Here is a 19,670-nt window from a genome sequence, read left to right on the forward strand (position 1 = left end):
GAAGAGCCGGGTCCACTCAGCGAGCTGAGGGCCCGGCTCGCTCCGTCTCCGGGCGGAGCTCCCCCCACGGCCCCGCCTGCCGCCGGGTCGCTGGACGTCACCTGAACGTCCGCCGCCAATCCGTGGACGCTCCCGACCACGCCCCCATAGACTCCAGACATCCGCTCCGAGGGGAAGGCGCTGGCAGATGCGGTCGGTTCGATGGAGTTCGATCGCGGTCGCCGCGCTGGCCGGACTCCTGGTGGTCGCGCCCGCCGCGCCGGCCCTCGCCGAGGACCCCGTCTCGTTCGGCGGGAGCCCCGTGGTCGACACCGCCGGCGCGCTGACGCCGGGCGAGGAGGCCGAGGTCGAGGCCGCGATCGACCGCACCGCCGACGACACCGGGCGGCAGCTCTTCGTGGCCTACGTCGACGAGTTCACCAACCCCGAGGATGCCGCGTCGTGGGCGGTCGACACCGCGAACGCGAACAACATGGGCACCGAGGACTACCTGCTCGCCGTGGCCGTCGAGGGCCGCTCCTACTACTTCTCGGCCGCGCCCGACGCCTCGCTCTCGCAGGACGACACCGACCGGATCAGCATCGAGCGCGTCGAGCCCGAGCTCCGCGACGAGGACTGGGCGGGCGCCGCGATCGCCGCGGCGGAGGCCCTCGGCGACGGCGGCGGTGGTGGCGGGTTCGGCGGCGGGTTCATCTGGATCCTGCTCGCCGGCGTCGCCGTGATCGCCGTGATCGCCGTCGTCCTCGCCCGCCGCCGCGGTCGGCGGGGCGACGCGCCGGGAGTCCCCGGCGGCGGACCGGGCGCCGAACCCGCAGAGCCGGCCGTGCCCCTCGACGAGCTGCGCCGCCGGGCCGCGAGCGCACTCGTGCAGGCCGACGACTCGCTGAAGACGAGCGAGGAGGAGCTCGGCTTCGCCACGGCCGGCTTCGGCGAGGAGGCGACCGCCGGATTCCGGACGGCGCTCGAGGGCGCCAAGGGGCGCGTCGCCGAGGCGTTCGGACTGCAGCAGCGACTCGACGACCACGAGCCCGACAGCGAGGCGCAGCAGCGCGAGTGGTACGGCACGATCCTCTCGCTCACCGCCGAGGCCGAGTCGATCCTCGACGCCGAGGCCGAGCGCTTCGACGCGCTGCGCGACCTCGAGCAGAACGCGCCGCAGGCCCTCGCGCGCGTGGAGGCGGCCGCCCGGGCCGCCGAGGACGGGATCGCCCCGGCCGCGCAGCGCCTGCAGGCGCTCGGCGCCCAGTACGCGGCATCCGCCCTCGCCACGGTCGCCGACAACCCGGAGCAGGCGCGCGCGCGCGTCGCCTTCGCGCGCGACTCCATCGACGAGGCGCGCGCCGCGCTGGCTCGCGGCGAGACCGGTGCGGCCGCCGTCGACATCCGCGCCGCCGAGGAGGCCACCGACCAGGCGCGACTGCTCGCCGCTGCGATCGAGCGGATCGCCACCGACCTCGCCGAGACCGATCGTGCGGTGGCCGCGGGCGTCGACGACCTCGACGCCGACGTCCGCACCGCACGCGGGATGCAGGACGCGGGCCTCGCGTCGCTCGCCGACCGGGTCGAGGCCGAGGCGTCGGCGATCCGCGCCGAGCTCGGCCGGGCGGGGCGTTCGCCGCTCGACCTCACCGCCCGGATCGACCGCGTGAACGCCGAGATCGACCGTGCCGTGCAGGGCGTGCGCGATGCGCAGGCGCAGGCGCAGCGGACGCGCGCCGAGCTCGACCGATCGCTCCTCGCGGCGCGCACCCAGGTGCAGGCGGCGGAGGACTACCTCGTCGCACGCCGCGGCGCGATCGGCTCCGAAGCCAGGACGCGGCTCGCGGAGGCCGGGCGCCTCGTCGTCGAAGCCCAGGCGCTCGCCGCCTCCGACCCCGCAGGGGCACTCGCGACCGCGCAGCGCGCCGAGCAGCTCGCGGGCCATGCGATGTCGCTCGCCCAGCAGGACGTCAGCGGGTTCGGCGGCGGGATGCCCGGCGGCATGTTCGGCGGTCAGCCGACGCGCGGCGCCGGAGGCGGCGATCTCTTCGGTGCCGTCCTCGGCGGCATCCTCATCGACTCGATGATGGGCGGCGGCGGAGGAGGCGGCATGTTCGGCGGCGGCGGTCGCAGCTCCGGCGGATTCGACGGCGGCTTCGGCGGCGGCCGCTCCCCCGGGAGCTTCGGCGGGTCCGCCACCCGGGCCCGGCGCGGCAGCGGAGGCCGGTTCTGACCGATCGACGTCCGCGCACCACCCCACGACCACCAACCGGAAGGAAGTCACGATGACCAAGCAGTCCATCTTCGGACGGATCTCGCAGCTCCTGCGAGCCAACGTGAACGCGCTCATCGACCAGGCGGAGGACCCGCAGGTCATGCTCGACCAGATGGTGCGCGACTTCTCGAACTCCATCTCGGACGCCGAGGCGGCCATCGCCGAGACCATCGGCAACCTGCGCCTCCTCGAGGACGACCACCGCGAGGACCTCGATGCCGCGCGCGAGTGGGGCGACAAGGCGGTGGCCGCGAGCCGCAAGGCGGACGAGCTCCGGGCCGCCGGCGACGCCGCGGGGGCCGACAAGTTCGACAACCTCGCCAAGGTCGCCCTGAGCCGGCAGATCTCGTCGGAGAACGAGGCCCGCGCGGCCGAGCCGCAGATCGCGGCGCAGACCGAGGTCGTCGACAAGCTCAAGAACGGCCTGAACGGCATGAAGCAGAAGCTCGTGGAGCTGCAGAACAAGCGCTCGGAGCTCGTCGCCCGTGCCAAGACGGCGGAGGCGCAGCAGCAGGTGCACGCCGCCGTCAAGTCGATCGACATCCTCGACCCCACGAGCGAGCTCGGGCGCTTCGAGGACAAGATCCGCCGCGAGGAGGCGAAGGCCCGCGGCCAGGCGGAGATCGCGGCCTCGAGCATCGACTCGCAGTTCAACGAGCTCGACGACCTCGGCGAGCTCACCGAGGTCGAGGCCCGGCTCGCCGCGCTGAAGTCCGGGGGCGGGTCCGCTCCCCAGGGCCAGATCGCCTCCAGCTGAGCGGGGCGGATGCCGCGGGCGAACGCCGCGCGGCATCCGCCCACCCCTCGCCCCGCCCGTCCCCACCCCGCCGTGGGAAGGAGCCGAGATGCCGGCCCCCGGCGCCATGACGCCCGATGAGGCCGCGGCCGCGCTCGGCGTCGACCGCGATGCCGATTCCGCCGAGATCGACCGCGCGTATCGCCGGCTCGCGCGCGAGCTGCACCCCGATCGCTACACCGGGCGACCCGCCGAGGAGGTGCGGGCCGCGAGCGACCGGTTCATCGAGGTCACGCGCGCGCACGACGTGCTGCTCGCGGCGCCGCGCCGTGCCGCGGCATCCGCGCGCATCGTCGTCGACCGGCCGCCCGCGGATGCGTCGGCTCCCCGGGTGGAGTACGTCCGGCCGTTCGGGTGGTGGCTGTTCGCGGCCTGGGCGGCGCTGCTCGTCGCCGGGGCGATCCTGTCGACGGGGACCGGGCCGATCGTCACGCCCGCCGACCTGTGGGTGCGGCTCGGGCTGCTCGTCGCGTTCGCTCTCGCGACGGCGCTCACGGGGCGCCGGTGGGTGTGGCGCGTCACGCTCGTGCTGCTCGCGCTGAGCGCGGTCGCGGTCATCGCCGCGACCACCGTCGGCGGGCTGCTGGGACTCGGCTTCATGATCGTCGCGTGCTTCGGGCTCGCGGTGCAGGGGCGGCTCGTCCGATTCCCCGACCAATGAGCCCGCTGACCGCCGGAGCCGTCGTCGTGGCGATCCGGTGGCGCGCGGAACATACTTGGAGCATGCCGGCCGCCTTCCTCGTCATCCCCGAGTGGCAGGGCTCCGTGTCGTCCCGTGCGATGAGCCATGCCGATGGCGCGCACGCGATCCACGGCGACCTGCCCTCCGCCTCCACCGTGCTCGTCGATGTACCCGTCGAGGCGGGCGACGCCCTGGGCACGGGCGTGCAGCGGTACAGCGCCGTCCGGCGCGTGCGCGAGCGGACCGCCGAGGCGCTCGCCGCCGCCGCGGGCACGCCCATCGCGATCGGCGGGGACTGCGGCATCGCGCTCGCTCCGGTCGCGGCGGCGTCGGCGGCCCATCCGGGCGAGCTGGCCGTGTTGTGGCTCGACGCCCACCCCGACCTCAACACGCCCGAGACGAGCCCCTCGGGCGCGTTCAACGGCATGGTGCTCCGCGCGATCGCGGGCGAGGGCGCCGACGGGCTCGCGCTCGACGAGGCGACGCGCGTCCCGCCGTCGCGGCTCGTGCTGGGCGGGCTGCGCGCGGTCGACGACGGCGAGCAGGCGTACCTCGACGAGCACGGCGTGACGACGATCGACGTCGCGGGGCTCGCCGATCCCGCCGCCGTCGTCGCGGCGATCCGTGCGACCGGGGCGAGCCGGGTGTACGTGCACGTCGACCTCGACGTGCTCGACCCGGCGGCCATCGCCGGGCTGTCGTACCCGCTGCCGTTCGGGGTCGGCCCGACCAAGCTCGTCGCGCTGCTCAAGGCCGTCGTCGACGAGCTCCCGCTCGCCGGCGCCTCGATCGCGGGATTCACGCCCGCGTCCCCCGACGTCGCGCTCGACGACCTCCCGACCATCCTCCGCATCGTCGGCGCACTCGCCTCGGGCGCGGCATCCGCAGCACGCTGAAACCACCGGCATCGGGTGCCCCCGCGCCCGCTCGATGCCTAGGCTGGGTCAAGGCCAGCCCGGCGCACTGCGGGGCCACCGGAGGGAGTCGGAATGGACCGCGAGTTCGACGTCGTGGTGCTGGGGGCCGGAGCGGTCGGCGAGAACGTCGCCGACCGCGCGCGTGCCGCCGGGCTGGAGGTCGTCATCGTCGAGCACGAGCTCGTCGGCGGCGAGTGCTCGTACTGGGCCTGCGTGCCCTCGAAGGCGCTGCTGCGCAGCGCCAGCGCCCTGCGGGCGGCCCGGCGGGTCCCCGGCGCGGCGGCCGCCGTCTCGGGCGAGCTCGACGTGCCGGCGGTGCTCGCACGACGCGACTACTGGGTCTCGGACTGGGACGACCACGGCGGCGTCGGGTGGGTCGAGAGCATCGGCGTCGAGCTGGTGCGCGGGCACGGGCGGCTCGACGGCGAGCGCCGGGTGCTCGTGACGCTGCCCGACGGCGACGACGTCGCACTCATCGCCCGGCATGCGGTCGCCGTGTGCACGGGCTCGACGCCGAGGCTGCCGGACGTCGCGGGGCTCGCGGAGGCGCGGCCCTGGACCAGCCGCGACGCGACGAGCGCCCGCAGCGCGCCGCGCCGGCTCGCGATCATCGGAGGCGGAGTCGTCGCAGCCGAGATGGCCTCGGCGTACTCGGGGTTCGGCTCCGAGGTCACGGTGCTCGCGCGGACCGGGATGCTCGGCGGCATGGAACCCTTCGCGGGCGACGCGGTCGTCGCCGGCCTGCGGGCGGGGGGCGCGATCGTCCGGCTCGGGGTGACGCCCGAGCGCGTCGAGCGCGACGGCGACGGCGCCGTGGTGATCGGCCTCGAGGGCGGCGAGGCGGTCGTGGCCGACGAGGTCCTCGTCGCCACCGGGCGCATGCCCCGGACGACGGGGATCGGCGTCGAGACCGTCGGGCTCGAGCCCGGAGCCTGGATCGAGGTGGACGACACCCTCGCGGCGGTCGGGGCGTCGGGCACCGGCGACGGCGGTGCGCCGTGGCTCTACGCGGTGGGCGACGTCAACCATCGCGCCCTCTTCACCCACCAGGGCAAGTACCAGGCGCGCGCCGCCGGCGACGTGATCGGCGCACGCGCGCTCGGCCGCGCGGTCGACGACGCGCGCTTCGGGGTCCACGCGGCGACCGCCGACCACGTGGCGGTGCCGAGCATCGTGTTCGGCGATCCCGAGGTCGCCTCGGTCGGGATGACGGCTCGACGGGCCGAGGAGGCCGGCATCGCGGTCCGCCTCGCCGAGGTGCCGTTCTCGAGCGTGAGCGGCGCCGGCATCCTCGCCGACGGGTACGACGGGCGCGCACGGCTCGTGATCGACGACGAACGGGGCGTGATCGTGGGCGCGACCTTCGTCGGTCAGGACACCGCTGAGCTCGTGCACGCGGCGACGATCGCGATCGTCGGCGAGGTGCCGGTCGAGCGGCTCTGGCACGCGGTGCCCGGCTTCCCGACGCTCAGCGAGGTGTGGCTGCGGCTGCTCGAGGCGATGGGCCGACCCGAGGCGGGCGAATGAGCGCGGGCGCGGGTGCGGATGCCGCGACGCCGCCGGGCGCGCCGCGGAACCGCCTGATCCGGGTCCGCCTGACCGACTCCCCCGTCAGCCGCGCCGGATACTGGTGGGCCACCGCGGTCGGCTTCGCCTGGGGGTTCCTCTGGAGTCGCGGCAGGATCGAGCGGCGGCGGGGTCTCATCGTGTTCCGCGGCATGCCGAAGTGGACCTTCGGTCGCGGCGGCTCGTGCGTGGGCGGCTGCTACCTGACGTCCACGAACGACTCGGAGACGGTCCTCGGCCACGAGGCGGTGCACCGCGAGCAGTGGCGCACGTACGGCATGCTCTTCCCGATCCTCTACTGGCTGTCGGGCCGCGACCCGCTCGCCAACCGGTTCGAGATCGCGGCCGGGCTCGAGGCCGGGGGCTACGTGCGCCGACGGCCCGGGCGCTCGGCGCACCCGGGCCGCGACGCGGCGTCCGCGGCCTGAGGGGCGGGGCTCAGCCCGCGGGCCGGGCGGCCGCCGAGAGGGCGTCGACGAGCTCGTCGAGGCCGTACGTGAGCGAGAGCGCCGTGGGCGGCGAGACCGCGGCGATGAGCTCGGTGCCGACCACCTGCGCGACCTGGCCTCGCGAGACCGCGGGGATCGCCGAGATCGGCGCCGAGTCGAGGAACGCGTCGGCCTCGGCCGGCGTGTCGTGGTAGCTCAGCAGCAGGTCGGAGTCGAGCTGGTCGAGCTGCTCGTAGCTCAGCGTGTAGAAGAACGGCGAGTCGCCGTTCTGCAGCTCGGCGACCGAGGGGGCGTCCTCGAGGCCGAGCGCGGAGAGGAACTCCACGCGCGAGTCCTCGGGCGTGTAGACGTAGAACGTGCCGGCGGTGTCCCACACCGCGGCGACGGACAGGCCGGCGAGTTCGGGGTGCTCCTCCGCCTTCGCCGCGAGCTCGGCGTCGAGGTCGTCGAGCACGCCCTGCGCCTCATCCTCGAGGCCGAGGGCCGTGCCGACGGTCGTGACGACCTCGCGCCAGGGCGTCGTCCACGCCGCGTCCGGGTAGGCCACGGTGGGCGCGATCTCGCTCAGCAGCTCGTACTGCTCCTCGGTGATGCCCGAGTACGGGGCGAGGATGACGTCCGGCGCGGCCTCGATGAGCTCCTCGTACGGCGGCGCCTCGCCGTCGTCGGTCAGGATCGCGGGGACCTGGGCACCGAGCTCGTCGAGCTCCTCGGCGACCCAGGGCAGCACCCCGTCCTCGTTCGCCCCGTAGGTCTGCTGCGCGATCGCGACGGGCACGACGCCGAGCGCGAGCGCCGCCTCGGTGCTCCCCCAGCCCCACGTGGCGACTCGCTCGGGTGCCGCGCCGATCTCGGTCTCGCCGAACGCGTGCTCGATCGTGACGGGGAAGCCGCCGTCGGATGCCCCGGGCGTGCCGCCGCTCGCCTCCTGGGAACCGGCGGTGCCGGCGCAACCGGCGAGGGCGAGGGTGGTGGCGGCGGTCGCCGCGAGGGCGGCGAACGATCGGCGCGCGTGCATGTACAGCCTTTCGAGGGGAACGGATCATGGATCGGGTCGATTTAGCTTAGCCTAACCTAACCGAACCCCGGGGCGCGTCGGCGGTCACGCCGCGCCGCGGTGGTACCGCCCGATGGGCACGACGAGGGGCGACCCTGCGACCGGGTCCTCGGCGACGAGGCACTCCAGCCCGAACGCCTCGGCGACCGTCTCCGCGGTCATGACCTCGGCCGGTCGCCCGGCGGCCCGGATCCGCCCCCCGTCCACGACCACCATGTGGTCGGCGTACCGCGCGGCGAGGTTGAGCTCGTGCAGCACCATCACGACGGTCGTGCCGTCCTGCCGGTTCGACTCGGTGAGCAGATCGAGCAGCTCGAGCTGGTGCGCCGCGTCCAGGAAGCTCGTCGGCTCGTCGAGCAGGACGACGCCGGCCCGCTGCGCGAGCACCATCGCGATCCAGACGCGCTGACGCTGGCCGCCGGACAGCTCGGAGACGGGTCGCGAGGCGAGGTCGGCGGTGCCGGTCGCCTCGAGGGCCTCGGCGACAACGCGGTCGTCCTCCGACGAGCGGCCGCCGAACCAGCCCCGGTGCGGATGGCGCCCGCGCGACACCAGCTCCGACACGAGCACGCCGTCGGGCGCGACCGGCTGCTGCGGCAGCACGGCGACGCGGCGTGCGAACTCCCGTGCGCCGAACGAGCGGATGTCGCGCCCGTCGAGCGTCACGCGACCCGCCGAGGGGGCGATGAGCCGCGCGAGACCCCGCAGCAGCGTCGACTTGCCGCTGCCGTTGGGACCCACGATCGCGGTGATCCGCGCGTCGGGGACCTCGAGGTCGAGGCCGTCGACGACCGTGCGACCGTCGTAGCCGAGCCGGAGCGACTCGGCCCGCAGTCCGTGCGCGGCGACGTGCGTCATCCGCCTGCTCCCTTCCGATTGCCGCGGGCGATCAGCCACAGCAGGTACGGGGCCCCGATGAGACCCGTGACGATGCCGACCGGCACGGCGACGTCGCCGAGCGCATGCTGCGCGACCAGGTCGGCGACGAGCACGATCGCGGCGCCCACCAGGGCGGATGCCGCGAGCGCCGCGCGCCCGTTGCCCACGAGGGCCCGCGCGACCGGCGCGGCGACGAGCGCCACGAACGCGATCGGGCCGGTGAGCGCGGTCGCCACCGCCACGGCGGCCACGCCGAGGAGGATCGCGACGAGCCTCGCGCGCGTGACGTCGACGCCGAGCCCGCGGGCGGTGTCGTCGTCGAGCGCGAGCAGCGGCATCCGGTGGGCGTGCAGGGCCACGAGCACGACGACGACCGCGAGGGCGGCGCCGGCGACGGCGAGTTCGTCCCAGCCGATGCTCGAGACGCCGCCGACCATCCAGACGAGCGCCGCGGGGGCCTCGCGAACCTCCGCTCGCGTGATGAGCCATCCGAGGAGGCCCGACACGATCGAGGCGACGCCGATGCCGACGAGCACGAACCGGATGCCGGTGAGCCCGTCGCGCCAGGCGAGCGCCCAGATGATCGCGGCGACGGCCAGCGCGCCGGCGAGCGCGGCCAGCGAGACCGCGGGCCCGGTCACGCCGAGCACGAGCATCGCCGCGACGGCGGCGAGGCTCGCGCCGCCCGTGACGCCGAGGATGTCGGGGCTCGCGAGCGGATTGCGCAGGGTGGACTGGAACAGCGCCCCGCCCAGGCCGAGGCCCACCCCCGCGATGACCGCGGCGACGACCCGTGGCAGCCGGAGGCGGAACACGACGAGGTTCGTCGTGGCATCGCCCCGGCCGGCGAGCGCCGCGACGAGGTCGGGCAGCGCCACGCCCGCCGCGCCGAGCACGAGGGCCGCCGTCGAGGCGGCGAGCACGACGATCGCGGCGCCGGACGCGACGAGCAGGGCACGGCGCCGGGCCGCGACGTGTGCGGCCGCGACCGCGTGCGCGACGTCCTGCGTGCGGCCGCTCGTCGTCGGCGCCGTCCTGCGGGCGGGACCGGCGGCGATCACCACGCGCCTCCTCCTCGTCGGCGCACGAGCGCGATGAGCACGGGCGCGCCCACGACCGCGGCGACGATGCCCGCCTCCAGCTCGGCGGGCGGTGCGACCACCCGGCCGACCACGTCCGCGATCACGAGCACCGTCGCGCCGAGCACGGCGGCGAGCGCGATGCGGCGCCGGAAGTCGCCGCCCGCGAACGCGCCGGCCGCGTGCGCGACCGCGAGGCCGAGCAGTGCGATCGGGCCCGCGAGCGAGGTCGCCGTGCCGGCGAGCACGATCACCGCGACCGCGGTCACCGTGCGCGTCACGCCCAGCCGCACGCCCAGGCCGCGCGCGACGTCGTCGCCGAGTGCGAGCAGGTTGAGCCGCGGCGCGAGCCAGGCGGCGAGCGCGAGGCCGGCGACGAGGAACGGCCAGAGCGCGGCCGCGGTGTCGAGCCCGCGACCGGCGAGCGAGCCGACCGACCAGAAGCGGTACTGGTTGAGCGTCGCGAGGTCGCGGATGAGGACGAGCGTGATGAGCGGTGTCGCGGCGGCCATGACCGCAGCGCCCGTCAGCGCGAGCTTCGCCGGGGACGCCCCGCCCCCCGCCGTTCCGATCGCGAACACGACGGCGGCAGCGGCCGCGGCGCCGCCGAACGCGAACCAGACGAAGCCGAGGGGCGTCGCGACGCCGAGGAAGGTGATCGCCGCGACCACCGCGAGCGAGGCGCCGGCGTTCAGCCCGAGCAGCCCGGGATCGGCGAGCGGATTGCGCGTCGCCCCCTGCAGGACGGCGGCGACCGCGCCGAACGCGGCCCCGGCCAGGACCCCGATGACGGCGCGCGGCAGCCGGAGCTCGCGCACGACGATCTGGTCGGCGTCGCCGTCGACCGGCGCCGCGAGGGCGCTCCAGACGACGTCGAGGGGAACGGCCCGCGACCCGACGGCGAGGCTCGCGAGCACCGCGAGGCCGAGCAGGGCGGCGGCTGCCGCGAGCACCGCACCGAACGGCGGGCGCGCGCCCCGGCGCTCCGGGGGTCGGGTCGCGACCGCGCCCGGCGCGGGGCGCGATCGGGCGTCGACCGCCGTCCGCTGGTCCATCGGCGTGTCAGTCGAGCTCGGCCCGGCCGCGACGCCAGTAGCCCATGAACGCGACCTGGCGGCGGTCGAGTCCCGCCTCCTGCACGAGGAAGCGGCGCAGGGTCTTGACCACGGCCGCCTCGCCGGCGATCCAGGCGTAGCAGTCTCCGTCGAGGCTGGTCCCCTCGGGCACGTCCCACAGGATGCCGTCGGCGTCGGCGGCCGCCTCGAGTTCGGCGAGCGTCCGCTGCGACACCGCGGCGGCCGCCGAGGCCGGGTCGGCGCAGTCGCGCAGCCAGCAGGTGCGGGCGACCCAGTCGCGGACCGCGGGGACCAGGCGCTCGCCGTGGGCCTGCTCGTGCACGCGCGGCAGCCAGCGGACCTCGACGCCCGAGGGGGCCCGCACGGGAAGCATGTCGTCGGCGGACGGCACCTCGATGATCGCGGCGCCGGACGCGTCGTCGGGCAGCGACTCGAGGATGGCGCAGATGGCGGGGGCCGCGGTCTCGTCGCCGGCGAGCAGCACGGTGTCGACGTCGCCCGGCCGCCAGTCGATGCCGATGGTGCGGCCCTCGCTCAGCTCATCGGGTCCGATGAGGATGATCTCGTCGCCCGGGCGGGCGCGACCCGCCCACGTCGATCCCGGGCCGGTGTCGCCGTGCGCGACGAAGTCCACGTCGACCTCGCGGAGCTCGGGGCGGACGGCGCGGATCGTGTAGGTGCGGAAGGGGTTCCGCCGCTCGGCGGGCAGTCGGCGCCACTCGCCGTACCAGTCCTCGGCGGCGTCGGGGAATGCCGCGAACCCAGCCCCCGGCAGGGGCAGGACCACCTTGACGCGCTGGTCGAGGCCCGCGGTGCCGAATCCGGCGAGCTCCTCACCGGCGAACGTCACGCGCGTGAAGTGCGGCGTGAGTCGCTCGACGCGCGACACGGCGGCGCGGAAGCCGCGGTAGGCGGGGCGGGGGCGCGAGGCGGCCTCGGTCGTCGCGGCAAGTGAGGTAAGCATTACCTAAGTCTCGCACACGGGTCGTGGCGATCCGCAACCCGCCGTCACCACACGGGAGGCCGGCGTCGGCCGCGCCGAGCGCGCCGTTCCAGCTGCGCGCCGAGCGCGAACAGCGTCGCCTCGCCGCCCGGCCGCCCGATGAGCTGCACGCCCATGGGCAGCCCCGCCTCGGTCTCGTGCACGGGCAGCGTGAGCGCCGGGAGCCCGGCGACGTTGACGAACGAGGTGTACGGGGTGAAGCGCACCTGCTGCGCGAAGTTCTCCTCGCCGTCGTCGGGGTCGTACCATCCGACCGGCCGGGGCTCGAGCGCGAGCGCGGGCGTCATTACGGCGTCGAACGGGGCGAACCTCGCGATGGTCCGCCGCTCGAACCCCGCAAGCCAGGACAGCGCCGCCGCGAGCTCGGCCGCCGTGAGCCGGCGGCCGCGATCCATGAGCCAGGCGGTCAGCGGCTCGAGCCGCTCCCGCCGCGCTCCGGGGACGTCGATCGTGGCTGCGCCCGCCTGCCAGATGGTCCGGAACGCCGCCGGGTACCCGGGCTCGGGGGCCGCCGCGAGCTCCTCGACCCCGTGTCCCAGTGCGTCGAGCAGCGCGACCCCCGCCTCGAGGGCGGCCCGCGCCGTCGGGTCGAGGCGGATCTCGGCGAAGTCGTCCCACGGCGACTCCGTCATGACGGCGACCTGGAAGCGGCCCTCGCCGCGGATCGCCGCGCCGAGGTACGGCCCGTCGTCGCCCGGCGCGCGGACCGCGAACGGATGCCGCGGCGGGTAGCCGCGCGGCGCCACCATGCCGTCGAGCAGGAGCGCCGCGTCGGCGACGGTGCGCGCGATCGGGCCCACCACGCCGAGGCCCGCGAGGCGGTCGAGCCCGGACCCCGACGGCACGCGGCCCCGCGACGGCTTGACGCCGACGAGACCGCACGACGCGGCGGGGATGCGGATCGATCCGCCGCCGTCGCTGCCCGGCGCGAACGGCAGCAGGCCTGCGGCGACCGCGGCCGCCGCGCCGCCGCTCGATCCCCCGGCGCCGAGCGCGAGGTCCCACGGGTTCCTGGCCGGGCGCCCGCCCACGGGCTCGGTGTACGAGGGCAGCCCGAACTCGGGCGTGGCGGACTTGCCGAGGCTCACCGCCCCCGCCGCGTCCACGGCGTCGACGAGGTCGTCGGACTCGTCCGGCACGTGCCCGGCGTGGGCGCGCGAGCCGAAGGCCGTCGGCACGCCCGCACGCGGGTGGAGGTCCTTGTCGGCGAGCGGCATGCCCCAGAGCGGGGCGGCCCGCGGCACCTCGCGCTCCACGGTGCGGGCGCGTTCGAGGGCGAGCTCCGGCGTGACGACGGCGAAGGCGCCGACGACGGGATCGAGCCGTTCGATCCGCGCGAGGTAGTGGGCGGCCGCCTCGACCGGGGTCACCTCACCGCGCTGCAGGAGCTGGTGCAGCTCGAGCGCCGTGTACTCGTGCAGGTCGTCGATGGGGTCCGCCACGCCACGAGCCTACGCACGCGGCATCCGCCGGCCTACTTCAACGACTTCTGCAGCAGCACCGTGCCGAGCCAGCGATCGAACTTGAACCCGACCCGCCCCATCCGCCCGACCTCGGTGAAGCCGAACCGCTCGTGGAGCGCGATCGACGCCTCGGCGCCCTGGTCGGCGATGACCGCGAGGATCTCCTTCAGGCCTGCGGCCTTCGACGCCTGGATGAGCTCGCCGAGCAGCGCACGGCCGAGCCCCTTGCCCGAGGCCGCCGGCCCGAGGTAGATCGAGTCCTCGACCGTGTACCGGTAGGCGCGCTTCGGCTTCCACGGCGAGACGAGGGCGTACCCGAGCAGCTGGCCCGAGGGCGACTCGGCCACCAGGAACGGCATGCCGAGCTTCTGGAGCATGGTGAACTTCTGCTTCCACTCGCGGAGGGACATCGCGTCCTCGTCGAACGTGACCGTGGAGTTCGCGACGTAGTAGTTGTAGATCTCGCGGATCGCGGGCAGGTCGGCGGGCCGCGCCGGCCGGATGTCGTAGGCGAACGGGGCCTCCTCGGCCTCGGGCCGCCGCAGGTGCCGCGGCAGCACCCGGCGCTCCTGGTATTCCTCCTCGAGCATCACGCCATGCTACGCGCGCCGTGTTGCGAACGGATGACGAGCGGGCGGCCTGGGATCAGTCGCCGAGCGACCAGTCGACCGGCTGCCCGCCGCGCGCCTCGAGGAGCGCGTTCGCGCGGCTGAACGGCCGCGACCCGAAGAACCCTCGGCTCGCCGAGAGGGGGCTCGGGTGGGCCGATGCGATGCGGGGCGTGTCGGCGAGCAGCGGCGCGAGCGACTGCGCATCGCGTCCCCAGAGGATGGCGACGAGCGGCGCGCCGCGCGCGACGAGCGTGCGGATCGCGTGGTCGGTGACGCGCTCCCACCCCTTGCCGCGGTGGGATCCGGACTCGCCGGGCCGCACCGTGAGCACCCGGTTCAACAGCATGACGCCGCGGCGGTTCCAGGCACCGAGGTCGCCGTGGTCGGGCAGCGCGCACCCGACGTCGTCGGCGAGTTCGCGGTAGATGTTGGCGAGGCTGCGCGGGATCGGGCGGACGTGCCGCTCGACCGCGAACGACAGCCCGATCGGATGGCCCGGCGTCGGGTACGGGTCCTGGCCGACGATGAGCACCCGGATGTCGCCGACCGGCTGCCGGAACGCGCGGAGCACCAGGTCGCCCGCCGGCAGGTAGGAGCGACCGGCCGCGACCTCGGCCCGCAGGAAGTCGCCCATCCGCGCGATGTCGCCGGCGACCGGTGCGAGCGCGTCGGCCCAGCTCTCGTCGATGAGGCCCGCCTCGGCGAGTTCGCGAAGGCTCCGGCCCATCAGCCGGTGATGCTCCGGACGAGCACGGCGTCCTCGCCGGCGGTGACGCTCCAGACGCTGCCTGCGCCGGCGACGCGCAGCCCGGCGGCGCCGATCGAGAAGAGCGTGTCCTCGTCGATCGCGATGCCCCCGTCGACGAGGCCCGCCTCGGTCGCGGCGATGAGGCGCGTGAGCGTGCCCCACTGCGCCGCGTGGCAGTCGATGGTCAGGTCGACGAGGCCGATGCCGGCTTCCGCGGTGACCTCGTCGAGGTCCTCCCCGGCCTCCTCGGGGGCGACCGGCACGCCGCCGATGCGCCAGCCGCCGAGGAGCGCCGTGTCGGCGGCGATGGCCGCACCCGCCGAGAACCCCAGGTAGGGCAGCCCGGATGCCACGAGCCGGCGCAGTTCGCCCGCGACGGGCTCGACCGCCCGCCGGTAGGCGGGGGTGAGGCCGCCGCCGACGAGGACGCCGTGGGCGCCGGCGAGCGCCGACGGGGCGAACTCGCCGTTCTCGCCGACGATCGTGACGACCGCGTCGACGGGCGCGTCCACGGGGGCGGCGGACTCGAGTGCGGCGATCCACCGGGCGCGCTCGGCCGTGCCCGACTCGGGCGGGGCGACGACGAGCACGGCCACCCTCGGGCGCTCCGCGCCGTCGTGCGCGGCGGCCTCGGCCGCCTCGGTCAGGAAGGGGCCGTACACGGCGGCGGCATGGTCCGGGGCCCACCCGCCGCCGACGAGGTGCACGCTCATCGGCCGGACTGCTTCGCGTCGGAGGTCATCCCGTCAGGCTAGCGGCCCTGCGCGGTCGGGGGCGGGTCGGCCGGGCCGGCCGTGGGCCCGTCGCCCGGCCCGAGCTCGCCGAGGCCGGCACGCGGGGAGATCACGTCGGCGTGGCCGCCCGAGTTCCCCCGCCTGAGCCCGGCCAGGCGCTCGTTCAGCACCGAGATGATGGTCGCCGATGCGACGCCGACGATCGCGACGCCCCCCGCCATCAGGAACACCGCCCACACCCGGCCGAGCGTGGTGACCGGGTAGGTGTCGCCGTACCCCACGGTGGCGAGCGTGACGACGGCCCACCAGAGCGAGTCGCCGAAGTTCGTGATGTTCGCGCCCGGCGCGTCCCGCTCGGCCTGCAGCACCGCCAGCGAGATGAAGAAGACGTAGACGGTCGCGTAGATGATGGCCGTGAGCACGAAGCGCGCGCGCACGGCCTCGGTCGTCCGGCGCTGCAGCACCGGGAGGTAGCCGAGCAGCGAGACCACGCGCAGCGCGCGGAACACCGGCAGGAGCACGGAGAGCATCTCGATCGGATGCCGCCAGGCGTAGCGCCACCGCTGCCCACGCGGTGTGAGCACGATGCGCATCACGGCGTCCACGAGGAACGCGGTCCAGGTGACGACGAAGACGACGTTGAACACCGCGACGGCGGCGTCGGCCACATCCGGGACGAGCACCCAGGTCGTGTAGGCCACCACGAAGGCGATCCCGAGCAGCGCGAGCCACCGACCCGTCGCGTCGATCCAGCGCTTCCTGCGCTCGACCCGGCCGACGGTCATCGCGCCGATCCCCCGCGGACCGCGAGCGGCCCCTTCGCGAGCCGGTGCGGCGCCGCCTGCGCGACCGGCTTCACGACGATGAGGTCGAGGTCGACGTGCGGCGGCTTCGACATGGCGTCGACGATGACGGATGCAACGTCCTCGGCCGTCAGCGGATCGGGCACGCCCTCGTACACCGCCTCGGCGCGCTCGCGATCGCCGCCGAAGCGGACGAGCGCGAACTCGTCGGTCTTCACCATGCCCGGCGCGACCTCCACGACCCGGATGGGCTCGCCGTTCAGCTCGAGCCGCAGCACCTCCGTCATCGCGTGCGCGGCGGACTTCGCGGCGTTGTATCCGCCTCCCCCGGCGTAGGCGACGTGCCCGGCGATCGACGTGACGACGACGAGGTCCGCGACGCCGCGCTGCTCGGCGCCCCGCCGCAGCAGCGGCAGCAGCGCGCTCGTGACGCGCTTCACGCCGAGCACGTTCACCTCCAGCATCCAGCGCCAGTCCTCGAGGTCGGACTCCTCGACGGAGGCGAGCCCCTTCGCGCCGCCGGCGTTGTTGACCAGCGCATGGATGCCGCCGCCCTCCAGGTGCGCGCGCAGCGCCGCGACATCCGCATCGCTCGTCACGTCGGCGACGACGACCTCGCAGCCGGTCTCGTCGGCGAGCTCGCGCAGCCGGTCCTCGCGTCGTGCGACCGCGACGACGTGCCATCCGGCCGCTCGGAGCATCCGGACCGTGGCCGCGCCGATGCCCGAACTCGCCCCGGTGACCACCGCTCGCATGCCGTCCATGCGGCCATTCTGCACCGGACGGCGCGTCCCCCCGCGTGCGCGGCGCGTGTGGTGCGCGAGAATGGGCGGATGCAGCCGACGCCGTCGACCCGCTCCCCGAGGCCGCCACAACGCAAGCGGCGGGTTCCGCTGTGGGACAACGCGCGGTGGATCGCGATCACGCTCGTGGTCATCGGCCACGGCATCCTGCCCCTGATCGGCGAGGACGACGCGGCGTACAGCGTCTACCTGTTCATCTACTCGTTCCACGTCGCCGTCTTCGTGACGGTGTCCGGGTACTTCGCGAAGTCGGGACCGCCGAACGCACGCGCGATGCGCCAGGTGCTCACCGACATCGTCTTCCCGTACTTCATCTTCGAGACCATCTGGACCGTGGTGCGGTTCCTGCTCGGTGGCGACTTCGTGCTCGACTACACGACCGCGTCGTGGACCCTGTGGTTCCTCATCGCGCTGGCCGTCTGGCGGATCGTCCTGCCGTTCCTCGTGCTCCTGAGGTACCCGCTGCTCATCGCGATCGCGATCTCGATCGGCGCGGGCTATGCCGTCGAGGTCGACTCGACGCTCGCGCTCACGCGGACCTTCGGCATGTTCCCCTTCTTCGTGTTCGGCTGGAAGCTGCGGCAGTGGCGCATCACCGACCGCTGGCTCGACCTGCCGACCGCGGTCGCGTGGCGCTGGCGGGCCGGCGCGATCGTGCTGTTCGCCGCGCTCCTCGTGGTGCTGCCGATCGCGATCGAGACCTGGCGCGACCTGCGGCTGCGGCGCTTCATGCTCTACGACGAGTCGTACGAGGCGATCGGCTACGACGAGCCGTGGTCGGGCGCCATCCGGCTGTTCCTCCTGCTGCTCGCGATGCTGCTCGCCGTCGCGTTCCTGGTGCTCATGCCGCGCCGGACGACGTGGTTCACCGCGTTCGGCAGCGCCACCATGTACATCTACCTGCTGCACTCGTTCGTGCTCTTCCCGCTCCGCGAGACGACCGTCCTCGAGGGTCGGCAGCCGTGGTGGATGCTGCCGGCGATGATCGTCTTCTGCATCGGCGTCTCGGTCGTGCTGTCGCTGAGGCCCGTGCGGCGCGTGTTCCGCCCGCTCGTCGAGCCGCGCGCCCGGTGGCTGTTCCGCCCCGAGCCGGCGACCGCGACCGGAACGCTCGTCCTCCCGCCCGAGGCGCTCCCCCCTGCGCCCTCCGCGCCGCGCGCCGCCGCGGAGGACGCGACCGCCCCCGACGCCACGCCGCCTGCCGGCGACCCGCGCGACGGCGAACGCGGCGCGTGACGCCGTGTTGCGGCATCCGTTGATCGCCTGATCGACCGCTCGTAACGTGGGCTCCGGTTGCGGCGATGCCGCACCGCGAACGCGAAGGAGTCCCCCATGGCAGAGCAGGCCGACTGGCGCTTCGAGACGAAGCAGGTGCACTCGGGCGCCGCACCCGACCCGGTGACCAAGGCGCGGGCCACGCCGATCTACCAGACGACGTCGTACGTCTTCGACTCCGCCGAACACGCGCAGAACCTGTTCGCCCTGGCCGAGTTCGGCAACATCTACACGCGCATCATGAACCCCACGCAGGCCGTGGTCGAGGAGCGCCTCGCCGCGCTCGAGGGCGGCTCGGGCGCCCTGCTCGTCGCGTCGGGCCAGGCGGCCGAGACGTTCGCCGTGCTGAACATCGCACAGGCCGGCGACCACATCGTCTCGTCGTCGTCGATCTACGGCGGCACCTACAACCTCTTCAAGTACACGCTCGCCAAGCTCGGCATCGAGACCACGTTCGTCGAGAACCAGGACGACGCCGACGAGTGGCGCCGCGCGGTCCGCCCGAACACGAAGCTCTTCTTCGCCGAGACGATCGGCAACCCGAAGATCAACGTGCTCGACATCGAGCTCGTCTCCGGCATCGCGCACGAGGCCGGGATCCCGCTCATCGTCGACAACACGATCGCGACGCCGTACCTCATCCGCCCGTTCGAGCACGGCGCCGACATCGTGATCCACTCGGCCACGAAGTTCCTCGGCGGCCACGGCACCGTCATCGGCGGCGTCATCGTCGACGGCGGCCGGTTCGAGTGGTCGAAGAACGTCGAGAAGTTCCCGGGCCTCACCGAGCCCGACCCCTCGTACCACGGCGCGAGCTACACCGCCGCGGTCGGCGACGCGCTCGCCTACGTCATCAAGGCGCGCGTGCAGCTGCTGCGCGACCTCGGCTCCTCGATCGCGCCGGCGAGCGCGTGGCAGCTCATCCAGGGCATCGAGACGCTCTCGCTCCGGGTCGAGCGCCACGTGCAGAACGCGCAGGAGATCGCCGAGTGGCTGGACGACCACCCGGACATCGCCCACGTGAACTACTCGGGGCTCCCGTCCAGCCCGTGGTACGCGGCCGCGAACAAGTACGCCCCGAAGGGCGTCGGCGCGGTGCTGTCCTTCGAGCTCAAGGGAGGCGTCGACGCCGGCCGCGCCCTCGTCGACAACCTGTCGCTGTTCAGCCACCTCGCGAACATCGGCGACGTGCGCTCGCTCGTGATCCACCCCGCGTCGACCACGCACTCGCAGCTGACCCCCGAGCAGCAGCTCACGACCGGCGTCACGCCCGGCCTCGTGCGGCTCTCGGTCGGCATCGAGAACGTCGACGACCTCAAGGCCGACCTCGAGGCGGGCCTCGCGGCCGCACGCCGGGCCACCGAGGCCGCTCGCGTGTAGCGCACGGCAGCGAGGTTCCGGATGCCGCGTCCCCACGGGACGCGGCATCCGCCGTATGGCGCGCCGACCACCACCGCCGGGTGCGCGTAACACTG

General features: G+C 74.6%; 19 protein-coding genes. 8 read left to right on the top strand and 11 right to left on the bottom strand.

All coding sequences use genetic code 11. The annotated features are described in order from the left end of the window. Window positions 1-187: 187 nt before the first annotated feature. From WBQ80_RS04770 to WBQ80_RS04795, 6 genes are all read left to right on the top strand, one after another. Window positions 188-2,212, top strand: a complete 2,025-nt coding sequence (locus WBQ80_RS04770; protein WP_336570595.1) for a TPM domain-containing protein — start codon at window positions 188-190, stop codon at window positions 2,210-2,212. A gap of 52 nt (window positions 2,213-2,264) precedes the next feature. Continuing rightward, the gene (locus WBQ80_RS04775) at window positions 2,265-3,011 is read left to right on the top strand and encodes a PspA/IM30 family protein (protein ID WP_336570594.1); all 747 of its coding nucleotides are present in this window, start codon (window positions 2,265-2,267) and stop codon (window positions 3,009-3,011) included. A gap of 88 nt (window positions 3,012-3,099) precedes the next feature. Continuing rightward, window positions 3,100-3,711: a J domain-containing protein gene (locus tag WBQ80_RS04780; protein WP_336570593.1), complete on the top strand. Its 612-nt coding sequence runs from the start codon at window positions 3,100-3,102 to the stop codon at window positions 3,709-3,711. Window positions 3,712-3,773: 62 nt separating this feature from the next. Beyond that, window positions 3,774-4,628 (top strand): arginase family protein, encoded by an 855-nt coding sequence (locus WBQ80_RS04785; protein ID WP_336570707.1) that lies wholly within the window; start codon window positions 3,774-3,776, stop codon window positions 4,626-4,628. A 93-nt stretch (window positions 4,629-4,721) separates the two neighbouring features. Then, on the top strand, window positions 4,722-6,176 hold the full coding sequence (locus WBQ80_RS04790; RefSeq protein ID WP_336570592.1) for a dihydrolipoyl dehydrogenase family protein: 1,455 nt from the start codon (window positions 4,722-4,724) through the stop codon (window positions 6,174-6,176). Beyond that, on the top strand, window positions 6,173-6,643 hold the full coding sequence (locus WBQ80_RS04795; protein ID WP_336570591.1) for a hypothetical protein: 471 nt from the start codon (window positions 6,173-6,175) through the stop codon (window positions 6,641-6,643). The genes WBQ80_RS04790 and WBQ80_RS04795 overlap by 4 nt, the downstream gene beginning before the upstream one ends. A gap of 10 nt (window positions 6,644-6,653) precedes the next feature. Here WBQ80_RS04795 and WBQ80_RS04800 read toward each other — a convergent pair whose 3' ends face one another. The 11 genes from WBQ80_RS04800 to WBQ80_RS04850 all read right to left on the bottom strand — a co-directional run bounded on the left by WBQ80_RS04800 (window position 6,654) and on the right by WBQ80_RS04850 (window position 16,881). Continuing rightward, complete coding sequence (locus WBQ80_RS04800; RefSeq protein WP_336570590.1) at window positions 6,654-7,682, bottom strand: ABC transporter substrate-binding protein; 1,029 nt, start codon at window positions 7,680-7,682, stop codon at window positions 6,654-6,656. 84 nt (window positions 7,683-7,766) lie between these two features. After that, entirely contained in the window at window positions 7,767-8,579 is an 813-nt protein-coding gene (locus WBQ80_RS04805) for an ABC transporter ATP-binding protein (protein WP_336570589.1), read from the bottom strand. Continuing rightward, the gene (locus tag WBQ80_RS04810) at window positions 8,576-9,664 is read right to left on the bottom strand and encodes a FecCD family ABC transporter permease (RefSeq protein WP_336570588.1); all 1,089 of its coding nucleotides are present in this window, start codon (window positions 9,662-9,664) and stop codon (window positions 8,576-8,578) included. The genes WBQ80_RS04805 and WBQ80_RS04810 overlap by 4 nt, the downstream gene beginning before the upstream one ends. Continuing rightward, a complete protein-coding gene (locus WBQ80_RS04815; protein ID WP_336570587.1) occupies window positions 9,658-10,734 on the bottom strand; it encodes a FecCD family ABC transporter permease in 1,077 nt (358 codons plus the stop codon). Before WBQ80_RS04815 ends, WBQ80_RS04810 begins: the two co-directional genes overlap by 7 nt. A 7-nt stretch (window positions 10,735-10,741) precedes the next feature. Beyond that, on the bottom strand, window positions 10,742-11,719 hold the full coding sequence (locus WBQ80_RS04820) for a siderophore-interacting protein (RefSeq protein WP_336570586.1): 978 nt from the start codon (window positions 11,717-11,719) through the stop codon (window positions 10,742-10,744). A 44-nt stretch (window positions 11,720-11,763) separates the two neighbouring features. After that, entirely contained in the window at window positions 11,764-13,188 is a 1,425-nt protein-coding gene (locus WBQ80_RS04825) for an amidase (protein ID WP_336570706.1), read from the bottom strand. A gap of 44 nt (window positions 13,189-13,232) precedes the next feature. Then, on the bottom strand, window positions 13,233-13,811 hold the full coding sequence (locus tag WBQ80_RS04830) for a GNAT family N-acetyltransferase (protein WP_336570585.1): 579 nt from the start codon (window positions 13,809-13,811) through the stop codon (window positions 13,233-13,235). Window positions 13,812-13,866: 55 nt separating this feature from the next. Continuing rightward, on the bottom strand, window positions 13,867-14,559 hold the full coding sequence (locus WBQ80_RS04835; protein ID WP_336570584.1) for a uracil-DNA glycosylase: 693 nt from the start codon (window positions 14,557-14,559) through the stop codon (window positions 13,867-13,869). Further along, complete coding sequence (locus WBQ80_RS04840; RefSeq protein ID WP_336570583.1) at window positions 14,559-15,293, bottom strand: peptidase S51; 735 nt, start codon at window positions 15,291-15,293, stop codon at window positions 14,559-14,561. Before WBQ80_RS04840 ends, WBQ80_RS04835 begins: the two co-directional genes overlap by 1 nt. A 38-nt stretch (window positions 15,294-15,331) precedes the next feature. Beyond that, window positions 15,332-16,099, bottom strand: coding sequence for a potassium channel family protein (locus tag WBQ80_RS04845; RefSeq protein ID WP_336570582.1), 768 nt, complete (start codon window positions 16,097-16,099; stop codon window positions 15,332-15,334). Then, window positions 16,096-16,881, bottom strand: a complete 786-nt coding sequence (locus WBQ80_RS04850; protein WP_336570581.1) for an SDR family oxidoreductase — start codon at window positions 16,879-16,881, stop codon at window positions 16,096-16,098. The genes WBQ80_RS04845 and WBQ80_RS04850 overlap by 4 nt, the downstream gene beginning before the upstream one ends. Window positions 16,882-16,950: 69 nt before the next feature. Here WBQ80_RS04850 and WBQ80_RS04855 point away from each other — a divergent pair, with 69 nt between their 5' ends. Next, on the top strand, window positions 16,951-18,156 hold the full coding sequence (locus WBQ80_RS04855) for an acyltransferase family protein (RefSeq protein WP_336570580.1): 1,206 nt from the start codon (window positions 16,951-16,953) through the stop codon (window positions 18,154-18,156). 57 nt (window positions 18,157-18,213) lie between these two features. Then, a complete protein-coding gene (locus tag WBQ80_RS04860; protein ID WP_336570579.1) occupies window positions 18,214-19,575 on the top strand; it encodes a bifunctional o-acetylhomoserine/o-acetylserine sulfhydrylase in 1,362 nt (453 codons plus the stop codon). Window positions 19,576-19,670: the final 95 nt, after the last annotated feature.

It is taken from the genome of Agromyces sp. CCNWLW213 (assembly GCF_037199545.1).
GTDB lineage: Bacteria > Actinomycetota > Actinomycetes > Actinomycetales > Microbacteriaceae > Agromyces.